This is a genomic window from Butyrivibrio sp. NATIVEDY162, assembly GCF_045999815.1.
GTDB lineage: Bacteria > Bacillota > Clostridia > Lachnospirales > Lachnospiraceae > Butyrivibrio.
This window is the reverse complement of sequence record NZ_CP172574.1, coordinates 50491-66549: the sequence shown is the minus strand read 5'-3', so window position 1 is coordinate 66549 and position 16059 is coordinate 50491. Positions and strand designations below refer to the sequence as shown.

Here is a 16059-nt window from a genome sequence, read left to right as displayed (position 1 = left end):
GAACAGGATTCAGTTTTAAAACAAAAGACGATTTCCAAATTAATTTAGAGCGACATCAATCATTTAGTCGAATGTTTTTATATTCTGAATCCTTAATAACATCGCGGTCAATGTATATTTCATCACCACAGTATCCATCTATAACGGCTCGGTCTGTGTACTGCCAAATTGCCCATTTTTGGAAAGGACTGAAATAGACGTTTCTAATCCAAATCGGAAAATCCAGTTTTCCGCCATAAAAATATTTAAGATAATAGCTCTGAGTAGTGTACACAACAGGTTTCTGGCCGTATTCTTTTTCAAATAGCGAGACCATTTGAAAAAGGCTGTTTAATACTTCTTCTTTTTCTGGTGGATTTTGTCTCTTGTCACCATACCATTCAATATCTATGGCGGGAATCAAATCCATATGATACTCGCCTGTAGCGGCTTTAAAGTTTTCAAGCTGCGCTTCCGGCGAACTTTCCAAACTCAGGAAATGGTAAAAACCATATTCAAGTCCGGTATTCTGTATACCCTGGTGGTTTTGATCAAGACAAGGATCCACATAACTACTTCCTTCTGTTGCTTTTATATAAGCAAAAGATATTCCTTGTTTTTCTAACACATTCCAGTCTATATCTCCTTGGAAATGCGAAACATCTACTCCCTGTATAGCGTACTTAGATCCTATGCTAGTTGCTATCTTCTGCGTAAATAATAGTTTAGCTATGATAATTGTCAATAGAGCAATAAACACTATTACAGTTATTTGCCTCTTTATTTTCTTCTCTAATTTAGAATATTTCATATCTTTATTCTCTACAAATTTCAAATTTTTAATTAGTCATATTATAAAATTTCCTCATAAAAAAAACAAAGCATCCATCTCGGGTATGAGAATATAGGAACGCATTCATTCCGGAAAATTTTTACCGTAATACGATTCGGCTTTAATGATATAATGAATGTGTTTGCCGGTTAATAATATGATTGGGCAACATAATATTTTTAGTGTTGGGAAGGAGAGTTATGGCATCAGGTTTTGAAATAGTAATGGAGGAGGTCCGTCATAAAGATTATCATTCTTTGAGATTTTTCTGTTTGATGATAGTTTTTTTGTTTTCTCTTTTGACGATAATGCAATTGTCATCAGCAAAAGACTTTGAAGATTATATCGCAGCCCCGGCTTATGTAACTGACAGATCATCGCGCACACAGCTCAGGAAGTCAGGGTCAAGGACTTTGTATTCTTTTACTGTTCACTGGTTCTTCGAAGGTAACGAATACCAAAAAAGATTCACGGATGAATTTGACCCACATCTGGATCTGGACGAAGTTCATATTGCACCGGACAATTCAGATATGACATTAGGCAGCTACGACGGAAGTATTCAAGGGTCTATGATGACTATGACCTTTTCTGCAGTAGCACTGGTGATCTGGTTTATACTTTTTAAATGTTCCAAAAATATTTACGAAGAGGTAAAAGAAAACTGCTACATGGCTATAGGCATGGGTGGTTTAATGGCAATAGTTGGAGGATTTTTTTATTACGTTACTTCCACAGATCCGAAGTATAAAAGCAGTAGTCCGACAGTTGGTGCGCTTGCATTACTTGGTCTTACAGGTTTGCTTTTAGGGATTGTTGTTTTAATATATGTAAAACATAAAACAAAGCGGGCACACAGCAAAAGATAAAAAAACAAATGATATAAAAGCAAAGAATCTAAAAATTGTAGCGGCCAAGGAGATGGATGATGCAGGATAAAGTGTTAAAAAAGATGGATGCTGCCTTGTCAGATTATCTTTTCAAACAGCGTGAAGAAGAGTTCACACATGCAACACTAAACCAGGAGATGTCAGGCTTCGAGTATGTAAAAAACGGTGATATCGACAGTCTCAAGCGTTTTCTTGTAAAGCATAGAAGTGCATTGCTTCCCAGGCTTTCTGAATCACCGGTACAACAGGAGAGGTATTTGTTTGTATCAGTTATAACTACATGCTGCAGAGTTTGTATTGAAGGCGGGATGCCTTCGGATGAGTCCTATGGATTATCGGATCTTTATATTTTAAAGATGGATGCTTTAAACAAGGCAGAGGATATAAAAGTTCTGTATGAGGAGATGATGCTTGATTATGCAGGCAGAATGAAGGCTTATCAAATGAAGCACACGGATTATTCCCCCAAAATCCTTCTGTGTATGGAATTTATTGAAAAGCACATGCATGACAGGATTACAGTGCAGACGCTTGCTGATGAACTTGAGATGAATGCATCATGGCTTTCTACTGTTTTCATGAGAGAAGTCGGGGTGTCCGTATCGGACTACATAAGGCAGAAAAAGCTGACAGCTGCAAAGCATCTGCTTTCATATAACGAGTACAGCTGTACGGATATAGCTGAATATCTTGGGTTTGCCGGAGAGAGCCATTTTTCAGCACTTTTTAAGAAATATGAGGGCATTACGCCAAAAGAATACAGAAAGAGAACTTATAACAAAGTATTTACCAATATGGCAAGATCCTGAAGACTGAAACTAACATTGTGCTTTTGCCATTACTTTGTTTTTTTCTTTTGAATCAAAGGTAATGCAAAATAGCATCAAAAAAATGAGACCAAAACCTACAGCATCATAAATTGTGAATAAACTCTTTAAAACGAATGCTGAAATAAGAGCAGCTGTTATCGGCTCAGCAAAACTGTAAAGAATAGCTTTTTGCGGACCGATTTTAGATACTCCGCTAATATATAAAGTGAATGCACAAATGTTGCCTATAACAACTACAAAGATTATGCCAAATATCCCCATGAGATTTGGAACATAATGCAATTCCCAGGTTCTAAATGCTAGTCCGAGAAGGGCTCCGCCCATCAAAAACGACCATCCCTGAGCCACAATCACAGGAATATCATTTGTAATTTTTGGAGCAAGTACATTGTAGATCATTACGCAGAACGCACTTCCTATACCTGCAATAAGCGCAGAAAGCGGAAGAGAGATGTGTTTGAGATCACCATGTGTTGTTAATAGAAAAACGCCAGTTATGGCTAAAAGTATGGATATGATCTCGAAAAATCCTGGCAATCTCCTTGAGGTAATGCATGTAAAAGCCAGGATAAATATTGGTGCAAGATCCTGTAGTATGGTTCCCATAGCAGCATTTGAAAGCTCAATTGTCAGAAAATACAGAAACTGGCAGAGACTTACACCTGCCAGTCCATATATGAGCATCCATTTTGCCATTTCTGTTGATTTCCATGGTTTAAAAACGGTATCTCTGTGTTTTATCAGGCAATATAAAAGAATAAGGATTCCTGATAGACCAAGTCTAATAGGTACAAGCCATCGACTATCCATCTGTTGCACGGTGAACAGGTATTGTCCCATTGATCCGGATAATCCCCAGCATGAAGCCCCAAGTAGTGTATATATGATTCCTTTTAGATTACTTTTCATGTTATAACTACTCCTTACAAGAAGACAGTTATAACATATTCTGGTTGTCTTTTCAATTAATGCCTTCAGTCTGCGTCTTATTCTTCTTCCAGAGAAAGATCTATATATTTTTTCTCATCGCCCAGATATCCATGATTTCTCTCTGCTTCTTCTTCCGGGGTAAGTGGGGAAAGTATAGGATCATATGATGTTCTTCTGCCTCCGCCTAAAGCAACCTTAGCCATGGGAATGGTTGAAAGAGAAAAATAATTTCCGTAAGGATTGTTGTCCTGTATGTTGTCTACTTCGTAAACAATGGATGGATTGTGGTAAAAGCTATCCATGCAGTATGTTACGCCGTTCTCAAGACCTGGAAGAACGCTTCCGGAAGGCATGTAAGCCTCAGGATCAATACAGCTTCTTGCTTCAAAGTCGAAGAGTAGCTTTTGCATAAAGATAAGTCCGGGATCATCGACACTTGAGAAACATTTTTCCTCAAAATCAGTAGTGTCTTCATAATCAGAACGTCCCTTGACAGGATCAAAGGAAATCTCTGCTATAACGCTGTCAAGAGAATGACCATCATGTATTTCAGATAACAGGTTGTTAAGACCATAAAATACGGCATCACGGTTCAGGTAGCCGTTCTCGTCAAATACTTCATAGCCAAGCTGTTCACCTTCCATTGCACAGAGAAAAAGTGTTGCTACCCACCCTGTTCCGTAGGTATTTTCATCATCAGTGATTAGGGCAATGTTAACAGGATCAAAGCCATCATATTCTTTATTTATGAGATTATATAGAGATTCAGGAGTCGTCAACAGCTTTAGGTAGTCATCGCCAGACGTATCGGGAGAGAACAGCGCTCTTAATTCTTCACAATTTCTACTGTAAGGATTTTCCACAGTCATGGCGAGACCTTCCTGCAGCCATGTCGGCATTTCATCTACGTGCTTTGGACGATCGTATTCATCCATGATTATTTTTCCGTTTTCATCTCTTTCGAGGACTCTTGCACCATCAGGGCCTGTTCCAAGTGCGAGATTGAAGATATAGTCAGTTACAAATGCATGCATCATTTCATGGATCATAGCGGATTCCAAAAAGCGCATTGTTTCAGGCTGGTCCGAGGTTCCGAGCGGAAAACTTTCGAGATTTACCTGAACTCTGTGACCGATATAGTAAAACGGTGAATCCCATTCTGCTACACCATGTCCATCTCTTCCAAGATAGCAGGATTCCTCCATGGCGCCAAAGGCATTCACATCATTGTAAGTCAGGTAGATGGATATATATTTACTTATCTCCCCGTTTTCTGCAGCTTCTTTAAAAACAGGGATCTGGAGCAGCTTTTCTACGGCCTGTGGTTCCACTATATTTACTACATAGTCGGCAAGCCATAGAAGATGATCTTTGCAATTATGTTTTTCTGCATATTCAATAGCGGATGCGTCACAGAAGTTTTCTATGTCTACAGGAATTGGAGCATAATCAAGCTTTTCGAGAGTGCCCAAATCGTTCTCGGTTTCATAGTAGGCGTCTCTGCTTATCATATCTTCCATGAGAGAAGTTGCTTCATCAAGTACTTCCGGATAGGTACTGACTTCCTGAAAATCATATTCTTCGCTTTGCAGACTATTGTCTGCACTTTGTAAGCTATAATCCTCCTCCTCAAGATAGCTCTCATCCTCAGCATAGTCTGCTTCGGCATTGGAAGTGTTTTCTGAAGCATATGTTACAGTAGTTTTTTCAAAATTGGAGCTTGTTGCAACAGGGGCTTTTCCACATCCGGGGATAAAAACAGCGCCTGATGTAACAAGCAGAGCCATTATCAGTGATGTGATTTGGTTTCGATTCTTTTTAAAAGCGCTCATATGCATATCTCCTTACAATGCAATGGTGTAGAATATTGTATTTCTTCAGAAATTCAATATTTCGGATATTCTTATTTTATCTTATTCCCCATATGTTTTTTCTAAAAAAAGCATTAACTATGCGTAAAATAGCAGATGTGATCTAACGGTTTTTGCAGAACATCATTGGAGGAATACAGAAAGGATTGTATAATTGAAAATTATATGAAACGGAAAATGAAGAGGAGAGAATAACGTATGAAAAAAACCTACATTTTAGCGATTGGGAACAGCTTTTCCAGAGATGCTACAGCCTATCTACATGATATATGTGAAAATATGGGACTATCCGTGCATGTAGTAAATCTCTATATCGGAGGATGCTCATTAGAACGCCATTGGAACAATATAGAGAAAAATGTGAGTGAATACCAGTATCAGGAAAATGGCGTAGTCACAGACAGATATGTTTCTATATCAGATGTTATCCATACTTTACCATGGGACTTCATTGTGACACAGCAGGCAAGTCATGACAGCGGCTGGATTGACACATATGAACCATTCGCAGGATTAATAATTGATTATCTGAAAAAGGAAGTACCCGGGGCACAGATATGCATGCAGCAGACATGGGCTTATGAGGTCGATAGTGATCATGGATGCTTTATACGTTATAATCGGGACCAGCATGAAATGTATAGACGGTTAAGTGAGAACTATAGCAGGATTGCAAAAAAATATGGCCTGCCGTTGATTCCTTGCGGGGATGTTATACAGAACATAAGAAAGCATCCGGAGTTCGACGTGTCAAAGGGAGGCAAATCTATTTGCCGTGATGGCTTCCATATGCATTATTTATATGGCCGGTATGCTCTTGCATGTACATGGGCAAAAACACTTTTAGATGCTTCCATATCTGAATGCACATTCATACCCAAATGTTGCGATACAGAGGAGAAACCGGATCAGAAGTTACTTTCACTGATACAGGAGGAAGTTATAAAAATATAAAATGCTTTTTTAGAGAAAAGTAGAGGTGATATTTACAATGCGAAAAGCGCGAACTGAAAAAGAAAATGCTATAAGAGAGAAGATGCTCTCTGAGCTTTATGCGAACGAATACAATAAATTCATTGGTTTTGAGGTATTAGAGCTGAGTTCTACATACAGTAAATCCAGAATTAAGTGTGATTCCAGGCTCCAAAACACATATGGGAGCATTCATGGAGGGGCACTCCTTTCCTTTGTTGATGCCATGGCAGGAGCAACGGGAAGTATGAGCGGACATTATGTAACAACGGTTTCTGCAAATCTGAATTTCCTGCTCCCTGCGGTAAATACTGAATATATTTACTGCGAGTGTATGAAACTTAAGACAGGAAAGCACATTCTGGTATTTGATATCAGGGTAACCGATGATGAAGGAAACCTTTTGGACAGCGGAGAATTTTCATTCTTTGCAAGTAAGGTTTCGGTTCTTGAAGATAATCTGAAGTTTTGATATTAAAAATATTGTAACATTTTTTGAAAAGGATTGACGGAGGGATTGGCTTTGTTTTGTTCAAATTGTGGCAAGGAGATAAAACCGGGACAAAAATTTTGCGGCTATTGTGGAACTATGGTGCCCGGAGCTCATATTGTACAGAAGGATACGTTTTATGTCAGAAAGCTGCCATTAGTGATGATTGTTCTTATGACACTTGGATTAATCATCACTTCATTTACAATGGGCGCGGGAAGTATGGCAGTTGCAATGGCCATTTCCTTTTTGCAGGGAATAATCCTTATTGTTCTCATATACAGGCTTGACCGGATAGAGCCTGAGCCGGTTTCACTGCTTGTGAAGTTGTTCATGTTAGGTGCAATACTTTTGCCCATAGTAGCAATGATCATGGAATCAGTGATTGAAGCAATGGTAGACGTGATATCTGCGCCGGGAACGGTAACAAACAGTATCCTGGACGCTTTTTTAGTTGCAGCCTTTACCGAAGAAATATGTAAGTATGCGGTATTGAAGAAACTGACATGGAAACACCCGTCTTTTAATTTCCGTTTTGACGGAGTTGTTTATTCTACCACAGTTGCCATAGGATTTGAGGTGGCTGAGAACCTCCTTTACCTTGTAGGGTCTGATGCCAGCACGGCATTCCTCAGATCAGCATTTCCGGGGCACTGCATATTTGGTATATATATGGGATATTACTACGGACAGGCCAAGAGCCTGGAACTTATGGGAGACTCCAAAGGATCGGCAAGGATGAGACGTAAGGGCATTTTAACGGCCATCCTGATCCATGGAATATACGATTCCGTGGCCATGGTATGCAGCGCATCAGAGGATGAGATTCTTATATTTACATGTATGTTGGCACTTGTAACTATCATGTGCGTATTAAATGTCAATGCTTATAAAAATATCAAGAGATATGCACATGAGGATACACATGTGTAATTTAATCTTATTATTTATTTGTTAATACTGATCTTTTCATAGACAGCCCAGCCCCGAGGTGTTCCGCTGGAAATGTGTTGTTCTTGTTAGAGGATGCTGGTCTTCAAAATGAAGAGAGCCCGACAAACATTTCTGAATGGATGCCTCGGGGCTGAGCGTCAGGAAAGACAGCTACATGTCACTTACAAGGATGTAAACTTTTGTGTGGTATCTGAAAGCTGTTCTGCAACTTCGTTGTTTCTGTCAATTGCTTCCGTTATCTTCTTGATACCGCCAACGATTTCCTGAGAGCTTTCAGCAGACTGTGAAATGGCCTGGGAACTCTCAAGAACAGAATTGCTGATAAGCTGAACAGAGTCTACCATTTCGGTCATGATATCATTAAGGTTTTCTGCCTTGGAATTGAAGTTTTGGAGCATTTTTTCCATGACGTCTGCGGTATGCTCGTATCGTTCTCCTGTAGCAACAAATTCATCATAATCACTTATTACCTGACCGTTTATATAATCAAGTACTGCCTGGGCATTTTTAGCAAGGTTATTAACAGCATCAGTCACTTCATTACTGATGTTCTGAATATTTGCAGCTGTCTGCCTGCTGTTTTCGGCAAGAGCGCTGATTTCAGTAGCAACAACAGCAAAACCTTTTCCGGCTTCACCGGCTCTTGCGGCCTCAATAGATGCGTTAAGGGCCAGGAGGTTTGTCTGTCCCGCGATATCAAGTATAACTTTGGTGAGCTCATTGATCTGAGATACCTTCTCTGACTCATGCACAGATTCCATGAGTGTCCCTGAAAGAGTTTCCACCTGATTTCCGGCTTCTTGTTTTTTTCTGTTAACTCTTTCTTTGAGTTCATCGGCCTCTGCCTTGATTTCATCTGCTGTTTTGGATCCTTCTGTTGCCTGAACAGCTATTTCCTGAGCTGCGGTTTTTACACTATCGACTGATTCATTTATATGAGAAACATTGCCGGAAACAGTCTCCATACTTGCTGAAAGTTCCTGCAATGCAGCAGATGTGTTTGTGACGTTGTCGTCAGCCATATGAAGCTGCGAACTGACCTCATCCGATGACTCAGCTAAAACCAATGAGCCATCCTTCACATCCTTCATAATGCCCTGCAGTGTCTCGACAAAATGGTTGATACCTGAAGTGATAAAAAGCAGCTCTGACTTTGTCTTCGTTTTAACTCTGGCTGTAAGGTCGCCTTGTCCGTTCTCAATATTGGAGATCATAGCATTGACTTCATCCGCAATGCGCCTTATTTTTTTGACGATATTTTTATAGCTGATAAGGAAACTGATAATAATCAGTATAACAATTGCAAGCATACCTACTATTCCGGTAAGATTGCCGGAATTTAACAGCTGGGTCATCACAGATGTAGTCATGGTCGCAGAATCACTGATAGCCTGATCCAAAACCTTTGTAGAGTGGAAGATAGCAACCTTTTGTATTTCTGCTTTGTCAAACAGGATCAGGTAAGCGGAGTCCTTATCACCTGCATCGCATTTTGCTATAGCTGCATCAACAAATTTTAATAGTCTCTGGTACTGATCCCTTATGTCCTTCATTTTTGCTATGGCATCGGCATTGTCAATAGAAGTAAAATCAGTTTCCAAAGCCGAGATATCAGCTTCAATAGTGGACTTTATTGACTCAATCTGCGGTAGAAGTGCCTGCTGGGTTTCCACCGCTGAAGCTGCGACGTAACCGGTAGCTTGATCATAAAGTGACATTATATCGCTTTTTAAATTGGCTTCATCACTTGTGAGACGCATCATTGTTTCGAACATCGCAATGCTGGTAGTAGTGGAAGTTTTCATTGATCCCATCACGAGACTCATAACAACTATGAAAGCTAGCAAAATAGCCAAATTTGTTACCAGTATCTGGAACATAATTGAATTAATTTTTTTTACCTGAACTTTTTCTTCTCTCATGTTCCGCCTCCTTAATGTGTTTTATACCATTCGCCGGCAACATTTTTAAATTCTTCTATAAATCCGTCGGTATCAAGTTCGCCTTTGGCAAACTTGTTGTAAACAAATGAAAGGCCCTTCTGCCCGAGTCCGTCAGGCATTTCCATCCAATGCCAGCTGGAGGTTTTTCCTGCAGATATATAACTTGAAATAACAGGTGCAAACGGATCAGAAGCTACATATTTACAGTCAGTAAACGGACTTGCAAATCCAGCCTGCTCAACTAATATTTTTTGCCCATTGTCCTCTGAGCACCACTGAAGAAAAGCAAGAGCGGCATCAACATGACCTTCTTTGGATACAGCCCACCAGGACGGCGCGCTTGTAAGGATAGTATCCATTCCTTCTTCGAAAGCGTAGGGAACCATTCCCACCTTGAAATTGCCAGCGCCGGCATAAGCATCTGCATCATCTCCTGTGAGGGTAGCGCCTATCCATGAGCCCTGTGTAATAAAGGCATATTTTCCGGAAGCAAACCCCATTACCTGATCATCATAGACTCCGTCTGTGAGAAGTGCAGGATCAGAATACTTATTGAAAAGTTCTATCATCTGGGCAAAATTAGAGAATCTGGTTTCATCAATTCCTCCGCCATCAGACATGAGGTCAATATAAGTCGTATCTGATCTCGAAAGACCGGAGTCAATATATGCACCGGTTATGTGATTTCCTGCAGACCATCCAAGGTTTTCCGGTTCCGTGCAATATCCTATAACTGAGGTGATACCAAGCGTATCTTTTTGGGAATCTATAGTCTCAAAAGCAGCCCTCATGGATTCAGGACCTGTAATAGTAGAAGGATCAACTCCGGCTTTCTCCAATATATCTGCATTATAGGCGAGCCCTATAGCCTCTGTGGTATATGGGAAGCCCAGAGTTCCATAAGCCGGATCAATGTAAGCTGCGTCTGTTCTTTTAACCCATTCCTGGTCGCTCATATCAACCAGAAGTCCCTCCCAGTTTCCAAAACCGGAGGATTCACATGCAATAATGTCAGGCATTTGATCTGCCAGATAATAGCCTTTCAGAGTGGCTTGAGCATCTGCGCCGGTTTCTACTCCCAGCACTTTGACTTCGATTCCGGTCTCAGTCTGATACTGCTTTGCGAGGGCTTCTATCTGGCTTTTTACCTCACCTTTTATATTTAGCAGGGAGATAGAGCTGACGCTTTGAGTGGCTTCAGCATTATCTGTAACGACTTCTTTGTTTTGTCCACAGCCGGATACAATACATGCAAGCGATATTATTGTAACCAGCGGGATACTTAAAACTTTTTTCATGGCGTCATTCCTTTCTGAAAATACGAAAAAGCCTAGATTACTATACATAAAGTATACATTTTTGAAATAATTAAAAGTCGGTTTTTAGTTTTTTATAATAAAAAATTTAGATTTATTTTTTTAGTGGCCTTTTTCATAGTATATAGACAGATCAATCGTGAAAAACCTTTAGTTTCCTCCCGCAGAGATAAATGTTATAATAAGCCTTTGCGATATTTGGGAGGTTACGATTTATGATTGAAGGAAAAAGGGAAAGCTTTGGATCCAGACTTGGATTCATTCTAGTTAGTGCAGGATGTGCAATCGGGATAGGAAATGTCTGGAAATTCCCGTATGTTGCAGGTCAGAACGGCGGAGGAGTCTTTGTATTATTCTATTTGTTGTTTTTGGTTGTTATGGGCATTCCGGTGATGACTATGGAACTTGCAATGGGGAGAAGAAGCGGTCTCACTATGGTCAAGGGCTATAAAAAGCTCGAGAAATCCGGACAAAAGTGGCATATTCACGGATGGGTATGTCTTGCAGGCTGCTATATTCTAATGATGTATTACACTACAGTTTCAGGCTGGATGATGGATTATTTTGCCAGATTCGCAACGGGAAGGTTTATAAATAATGAATCAGTGGTAGATGTTTCTTCTTCGTTTGAGAACCTTTTAGCTGATCCGCTTGAAATGGGAATATTTACCGTTCTTACGGTTTTATTTGGATTTGGGGTATTAAGCTTTGGCGTTAAAAATGGATTGGAAAAAGTAAATAAGTTTATGATGATAGGGCTTTTGACTCTCCTTGCTGTGCTTGCAGTCAACAGTCTGAGACTTGAAGGAGCAATGGAAGGTCTCAAATTTTTCCTTTTCCCCAATTGGGAGAGAGCAATGAATGTGGGACTTGGAAAGGTAATCTCTTCCGCCATGAATCAGGCTTTCTTTACGCTTAGTATCGGAATGGGATCCATAGAAGTATTTGGCAGCTACATGGATAATAAAAAAAGACTTACAGGCGAGAGCATAACTATAGCAGCTCTTGATACTATAGTTGCCATTATGTCGGGAATCATAATTTTCCCTGCATGCTTTGCATACGGAGTTGAACCTGCACAGGGACCGTCACTTATTTTTGCTACATTACCTGAAATTTTCATTAATATGCCCTTTGGAAGGCTTTGGGGAACATTGTTTTTCATACTTATGACATTTGCCAGCTTTTCAACAGTTACTGCAGTATTTGAAAATATAGTAATAAGTGTGGTTGATACCTTTGGTATAAAAAGAACAACATCTGTTATTATTAATTGCATTTTTCTTGTGGTTTCGTCGATTCCATGTGTATTGGGATTTAATGTGCTAAAGAACATGACATTTTTTGGAAATAAAAATGTACTTGATTTTGAGGATTATCTTGTCAGTAACCTTATTCTCCCGACAGGAGCACTGGTTATGGTGTTATTCTGCGTAACCGGGTTTGGATGGGGATTTGATAATTATCTTAAAGAAGTCAATACAGGTGAGGGTATTAAAATGCCTTCCGCACTTAAATATTTTTACAGAATAGTGCTTCCTGTATTGATCTTTATCATAATAATTAACGGGCTAAAGGGGTAACCTCTGCATATTTTTTCCTGTACTGAAGAGGCGTTATGCCTTCATATTTATTGAACATATTTATAAGGCCTCTCGAGTCTGAGAAACCGCAGTCCATAGCAATTTCAAGAACAGATTTATGAGTGCCGGTCAGGCTGTCTTTGGCAGCTTTGACGCGCATTCTTGTCAGGAATTCTTTATAGGTTATGCCCATATTTGATCTGAAAAATCTGGAAAAATAGCTGGCTGAATAACCGAAGGCGTTAGCAACAGACATTTCGTTTATATCACCATCATAATTTTCTTCAGTATATGAAATGATTTTTCTTAGGATGTCTGAATTCTTTCTGCTCTTTTCGGGCATCTCAGTATCTTTCAGGCTCAGATCATCCTTACAGATATAATATAAAAGCTCATGAACAAGACCGATAAGGCGCATGTTTTCATACTTGTTCAATGCTTTGCCGTCAGCATATTGGGCGAGGTCCTTCATTATTTCGGAGGGCCTTTTTTCTTCGGGATTAAAAACGGGTTTAAAGTAAAGCTCATCAAAGTTCGGAATGAAATTACGAAGAAAAGAGTCGCTAATCTGAATCACAGTTGTAAGTGTTGGCGGTAACTTCTCATAAGGTGTTGTTCTGTTTGAGATTACTTTATGGATACTCTGGCTGTTAACAATGATAAACTGGTCTTCCTGCAGTTTATGGGCGATTCCGTCTGTATAATATTCTCCATCACCTGAATAAGAATAGACTATTTCAAGCTCGCTGTGCCAGTGATCGAGAACGTCACTGACAGATGATAAATCTTTATTTGGGTATAAGTCTTTTTTATGAATATTCAATATCTTGAAGGGCAGCTCTGTGTGGTAATGAACAACTTCATAGGAGATGTCCTTAGTGCTTAAATCTGACATATTAGATCCTTTTTAAAATGGTAAATAGCAATAATTGGTCATTATAAATGATTTATATCAAATGTCAAGAAAACGTAATTTTTTGGACAAAGAATGTAAAGAGTAACCGGCCATATTTTTATATATTAATATTCGTTGAATGGGATGTGGGATCCCGATATAAGATTGGAGGTTACAAACATAATGGAAGCAATAGTTTATGAGCAACAAGAAGGAAAAAAGGGGCGTCTCTCAGCCAGTGAGAAGTTCGCATATGGTATAGGAGATTGTGGAGCTAACGTAATTGTAGCTCTGGCGTCATCCTTTTTGACAGGATATTATACAGACACTGTAGGAATCGCTGCTGCAGCCATCGGAACAATGATGCTTCTGTGCAGAGTATTTGATGGTATAACAGATCTTATCATGGGTGCACTTGTTGATAAGACCAATACAAAATATGGTAAAGCAAGACCCTGGCTGTTATGGACAGCACCGCTTATGGGCATATCACTCTATATGATATTCAATGTTCCGGCATCGCTGGGAGCAAGCGGTAAACTTGTTTACATCTACCTTACCTATATATTCCAGAACTGCATCATTTATACAGCCAACAACCTGCCGTATAATGCGCTTCTTAGCCGTATGACACTTGATGTACAGGACAGAGCGCAGACAGCATCTATCAGATTCGTAATGACACAGGTTACATCACTTATTACAAACGTTATTACAGCTAACCTTATTGCAAGTGTAGGCTGGAGATCAATCTCTGTTATATATGGTGCAATTGCCTGCGCAATGTGTATTCTGTGCTTCCTTGGAGTCAGAGAGCATGTTGATGCAGAAGAGGACGGAACAGTTAAAGTAGAGCAGGTTCCTTTTTCAAAAGCACTTCCGGCACTTTTAAAGAACAAGTATTTCTTTATTCAGGCGCTTATGTTCATGTTCCTGTACATCAACGTAGTTGCAACAGGTTCAATGACATACTACTTCTGCAACAGTGTACTTGGTAACATTGCCTTTCTGTCATGGACATCAGTTGCAGGAACAATACCTGCTATGATCGTAAACCTTGCAATGCCGGGGCTGGTAGCAAAATTTGGAAAAAGAAAACTCATGATCACAGGCGCTGTTATAATGGCTATAGGTTCAGTGATCATTGGAGCTGCAGGTTCAAATCTTCCTCTTGTAGTTATCGGACTTATCGTTAAGGGATTTGGTACAGGACCCATCATGTCAGGTATCTTCGCTACAACAGCTGACGTAGTTGATTATGGCGAATGGAAGACAGGCGTTCGTTCTGAAGGTCTTGTAAACAGCTGCACAAGCTTTGGTATGAAGGTTGGAATCGGACTTGGTTCTGCTATTTGTACATGGATTATCGCTATCGGTGGTTATGTTGGAACAGCAGAGGTTCAGACAGAGGCTGCTCTTGCATCTATCCGTTTCGGATACGGTTATTTTGGAGCAATCCTTTCACTTGTAGTTCTGGCACTTTGCGTTATCATGAATATTGATAAGCATATCGACCAGATCCAGAGAGATCTTGAAGCCAAGAGAGCAGTAGCAGAAGTTTAAAAAGTAAAGAATTAAGAATTTTTCGTAATAAAAGAGGTGTAAAAATGTCAAAAGCTAGTGAATTTATTAGAACTAATTTTGCTAAAGGCGATGCTATCAGGGATGAAGGACTAAAAATCCCTGCTGATGTAAAAAGATACAGTGACATCGCATATGGCAACAAAGGTGAGCACCCGGAATGGCAAATGCTCGATGTATACAGACCGGCAAATGCTCCTGAAGATCAAAAGCTTCCCGTGATTGTTGTTATTCATGGCGGCGGCTGGGTATATGGCGACAAAGAAGTATATAAATATTATTCAGCATCTCTCTGCCAGAGAGGATTTGCAGTAGTTTGCTATTCATACAGACTTGCGCCGGAATATACATTCCCTTCAAGTCTTGAGGACAGTCTGGCTGTAGCAAACTGGATCGTTGAAAATGAGAACAAATACGGATTTGACCTTAATAATATATTTGGTGTAGGTGATTCTGCAGGCGGTACTCTCATTGGTATTACCGCAGCTTACCTTACAAATAAGGAATATGCTGACAAATTCGACTTCACAGTATCCGATAAATTTAAGTTTAAGGGTATAGCATTTAACTGTGCTGCATTTGAAATCAAATCAGTAAGTGAAACAGATGACAATATGGGATCTCTTATGGATGACCTCTTCGGGAAGAAGGTAACAGACGAAGATCTAGATGTTATGAACGCAGGAAACTATATAACAGCTGCATATCCGCCGTCCTTCCTTATGTCTGCAACCGGAGACTTCTTAAAGGATGAGCTTCCTAAGATGGTAGCTGTTATGATAAAGAATTCCGTGCCGTTTACCTGCAAGTATTATACAAGTCCTAATGGTGATTTGGGACATGTATTCCACTGCAATATGAAGCTTTCAGAGGCAGCGCAGTGTAATGACGATGAGGTGGAGTTCTTTAAAAATCTGATATAAAACGAACGATTTACAGTATATGGTATAAAAGACAAGAGTCCTGAAACAGCGATGTTTTGGGGCTCTTTTT

The 16059-nt window shown here is 39.8% G+C and carries 14 protein-coding genes; 8 read left to right on the top strand and 6 right to left on the bottom strand.

Translation table 11 applies throughout. The features are described 5' to 3' along the window. Nucleotides 1-55 precede the first annotated feature (55 nt). Nucleotides 56-790, bottom strand: a complete 735-nt coding sequence (locus tag ACHCNF_RS16380) for a glycoside hydrolase family 25 protein (protein ID WP_408072530.1) — start codon at nucleotides 788-790, stop codon at nucleotides 56-58. Nucleotides 791-1011: 221 nt separating this feature from the next. On the opposite strand from ACHCNF_RS16380, the gene ACHCNF_RS16375 reads away from it, so the two are divergent. Together ACHCNF_RS16375 and ACHCNF_RS16370 are read left to right on the top strand one after the other, a co-directional pair. Beyond that, nucleotides 1012-1680: a hypothetical protein gene (locus tag ACHCNF_RS16375; protein ID WP_408072529.1), complete on the top strand. Its 669-nt coding sequence runs from the start codon at nucleotides 1012-1014 to the stop codon at nucleotides 1678-1680. Between the two features lie 59 nt (nucleotides 1681-1739). Continuing rightward, nucleotides 1740-2510, top strand: coding sequence for a helix-turn-helix domain-containing protein (locus ACHCNF_RS16370; protein ID WP_408072528.1), 771 nt, complete (start codon nucleotides 1740-1742; stop codon nucleotides 2508-2510). A 9-nt stretch (nucleotides 2511-2519) separates the two neighbouring features. Here ACHCNF_RS16370 and ACHCNF_RS16365 read toward each other — a convergent pair whose 3' ends face one another. Together ACHCNF_RS16365 and ACHCNF_RS16360 are read right to left on the bottom strand one after the other, a co-directional pair. Beyond that, nucleotides 2520-3440 (bottom strand): DMT family transporter, encoded by a 921-nt coding sequence (locus tag ACHCNF_RS16365; protein WP_408072527.1) that lies wholly within the window; start codon nucleotides 3438-3440, stop codon nucleotides 2520-2522. Nucleotides 3441-3517: 77 nt separating this feature from the next. Continuing rightward, nucleotides 3518-5293, bottom strand: coding sequence for a hypothetical protein (locus ACHCNF_RS16360; protein WP_408072526.1), 1776 nt, complete (start codon nucleotides 5291-5293; stop codon nucleotides 3518-3520). Nucleotides 5294-5530: 237 nt separating this feature from the next. Between ACHCNF_RS16360 and ACHCNF_RS16355 the strand changes: the two genes are divergently transcribed. From ACHCNF_RS16355 to ACHCNF_RS16345, 3 genes are read left to right on the top strand one after another with little or no spacing between them, the layout of a single operon-like run. Beyond that, nucleotides 5531-6286, top strand: coding sequence for a DUF4886 domain-containing protein (locus tag ACHCNF_RS16355; RefSeq protein WP_408072525.1), 756 nt, complete (start codon nucleotides 5531-5533; stop codon nucleotides 6284-6286). A gap of 37 nt (nucleotides 6287-6323) precedes the next feature. Beyond that, the gene (locus ACHCNF_RS16350) at nucleotides 6324-6776 is read left to right on the top strand and encodes a PaaI family thioesterase (protein ID WP_408072524.1); all 453 of its coding nucleotides are present in this window, start codon (nucleotides 6324-6326) and stop codon (nucleotides 6774-6776) included. A 51-nt stretch (nucleotides 6777-6827) separates the two neighbouring features. Next, nucleotides 6828-7727 carry a PrsW family glutamic-type intramembrane protease gene (locus ACHCNF_RS16345; protein ID WP_408072523.1) on the top strand — a complete coding sequence of 300 codons (900 nt, stop codon included), beginning with the start codon at nucleotides 6828-6830 and terminating at the stop codon, nucleotides 7725-7727. A gap of 182 nt (nucleotides 7728-7909) precedes the next feature. On the opposite strand, the gene ACHCNF_RS16340 is transcribed toward ACHCNF_RS16345, so the two are convergent. Both ACHCNF_RS16340 and ACHCNF_RS16335 read right to left on the bottom strand, forming a co-directional pair. Next, nucleotides 7910-9670, bottom strand: coding sequence for a methyl-accepting chemotaxis protein (locus ACHCNF_RS16340; RefSeq protein ID WP_408072522.1), 1761 nt, complete (start codon nucleotides 9668-9670; stop codon nucleotides 7910-7912). 11 nt (nucleotides 9671-9681) lie between these two features. Next, nucleotides 9682-10989, bottom strand: coding sequence for an ABC transporter substrate-binding protein (locus ACHCNF_RS16335; protein ID WP_408072521.1), 1308 nt, complete (start codon nucleotides 10987-10989; stop codon nucleotides 9682-9684). Nucleotides 10990-11222: 233 nt separating this feature from the next. Between ACHCNF_RS16335 and ACHCNF_RS16330 the strand changes: the two genes are divergently transcribed. Then, entirely contained in the window at nucleotides 11223-12590 is a 1368-nt protein-coding gene (locus ACHCNF_RS16330; RefSeq protein WP_408072520.1) for a sodium-dependent transporter, read from the top strand. Here the strand turns inward: ACHCNF_RS16330 and ACHCNF_RS16325 are convergent. Continuing rightward, complete coding sequence (locus ACHCNF_RS16325) at nucleotides 12571-13485, bottom strand: helix-turn-helix domain-containing protein (RefSeq protein WP_408072519.1); 915 nt, start codon at nucleotides 13483-13485, stop codon at nucleotides 12571-12573. The genes ACHCNF_RS16330 and ACHCNF_RS16325 overlap by 20 nt on opposite strands. 183 nt (nucleotides 13486-13668) lie before the next feature. Between ACHCNF_RS16325 and ACHCNF_RS16320 the strand changes: the two genes are divergently transcribed. Both ACHCNF_RS16320 and ACHCNF_RS16315 read left to right on the top strand, forming a co-directional pair. Continuing rightward, on the top strand, nucleotides 13669-15048 hold the full coding sequence (locus ACHCNF_RS16320) for an MFS transporter (RefSeq protein WP_408072518.1): 1380 nt from the start codon (nucleotides 13669-13671) through the stop codon (nucleotides 15046-15048). 44 nt (nucleotides 15049-15092) lie between these two features. After that, nucleotides 15093-15989: an alpha/beta hydrolase gene (locus ACHCNF_RS16315; protein WP_408072517.1), complete on the top strand. Its 897-nt coding sequence runs from the start codon at nucleotides 15093-15095 to the stop codon at nucleotides 15987-15989. The last annotated feature ends 70 nt before the right edge of the window (nucleotides 15990-16059 follow it).